The sequence below is a fragment of the Thiocystis violacea genome (assembly GCF_016583565.1).
Classification (GTDB): domain Bacteria; phylum Pseudomonadota; class Gammaproteobacteria; order Chromatiales; family Chromatiaceae; genus Thiorhodococcus; species Thiorhodococcus violaceus_A.
Genome location: NZ_NRRF01000211.1, coordinates 1 through 1,153, shown reverse-complemented (window position 1 = coordinate 1,153; position 1,153 = coordinate 1). Strand labels below are relative to the sequence as shown.

Genomic DNA, 1,153 nt, shown 5'->3' with positions numbered 1-1,153 from the left:
AACTGGATCAAAGAGGCGGGGCTGTCATCCGCAGACGTCCTCTTCCCCAGTCGGCAGAGTGGCTCACCACATCTGTCCGCTCGTCAGTACGCGCGCATCGTGAAGCGATGGATCGGGTTGATGGGGGGCGGATCCGCAAGAGTACGGGACGCACTCGTTACGCCGAACCAAGGCGACGTTGATCTACCGTCAGACCAAGAACTTGCGCGCCGTGCAGTTGCTCCTCGGGCATCGCAAAATCGAAAGCACGGTCAGGTACTTGGGAGTGGAGGTTGACGACGCACTCGACATCGCTGAGCACATCGAGTGCTGACGGAGAGGCAGGCGCTCAGCGAATGGCTGAGCGCCACTTAGGGGCTTTGTTCGTGGACAACAGCGCAGAACCGATTCTCAGGTCGGCTCCTGGGTAGTGCCACAATCTATAGGATGGCGAGAAATTATTACGCCATTAAATCAATGGCTTAAGAAGTCGGTCATCCTACAGATAAGGGCGCTACCGGCTCCTGAAGCACCGCTTCCAGGGTCGCGCCGTCCAGGACGCGATCGGCCCAACCCTCAAGTTCCGCCTCGCCCGCCTGCTCGAGGCGCGCCTCGGCCCAGGCCGGCAATGCTCCGAAGCGCCGGACCAACTGCCGACGCAGCAACTTGACCTCGCCCTCGGAGATACCCTGTTGCTTCCACTCTTCGGTCCAGGTCTTCACCCGTTCGGCCAACATGGCACGCATCTCCTGAAGGTCGTTGACGTTCGGTAGCTCGGCACCGGGAACCCGAGCCGGTAGCAGCACGCGCTTGAGCCAGACGACAAAGGCGCGGCGCAGACTGTCCTGCTCGGGGGCGGCCAGCCAATCGATCAGACTCGCCAGCACCCGCTCGATATCCTCGGGGCGGCGACTGTTCTCGAGTCGGAACGCACATTCCGCAGGCATGATGCCTGCCGATGAGTATTTTTTCGCTGCAGATAGCCCCATGTGATCGGTTTTCGGCAGCGTCATTGACGCTTCCGACTGTCTTTCTTAGAAGATGGCTGAACACCGCCATCCGAGTCCGTGACACTCGGCGGCTCGCGAGCCGGGCTGGAAAGGCTCCCCGCCTTTTTCAAGGGGAGAAAACCGATGGCCCATCCGTTCGCAGCACTGATCGACGCGCACACGCA

General features: G+C 60.9%; 2 protein-coding genes. One reads left to right on the top strand and one right to left on the bottom strand.

Going from position 1 to position 1,153, the window contains the following annotated elements:
- Positions 1–178 precede the first annotated feature (178 nt).
- The gene (locus CKO23_RS24820; RefSeq protein WP_200336224.1) at positions 179–313 is read left to right on the top strand and encodes a hypothetical protein; all 135 of its coding nucleotides are present in this window, start codon (positions 179–181) and stop codon (positions 311–313) included.
- Positions 314–473: 160 nt separating this feature from the next.
- Here CKO23_RS24820 and CKO23_RS24815 read toward each other — a convergent pair whose 3' ends face one another.
- Positions 474–992, bottom strand: coding sequence for a DUF4351 domain-containing protein (locus tag CKO23_RS24815; protein ID WP_440870599.1), 519 nt, complete (start codon positions 990–992; stop codon positions 474–476).
- Between the last annotated feature and the right edge of the window lie 161 nt (positions 993–1,153).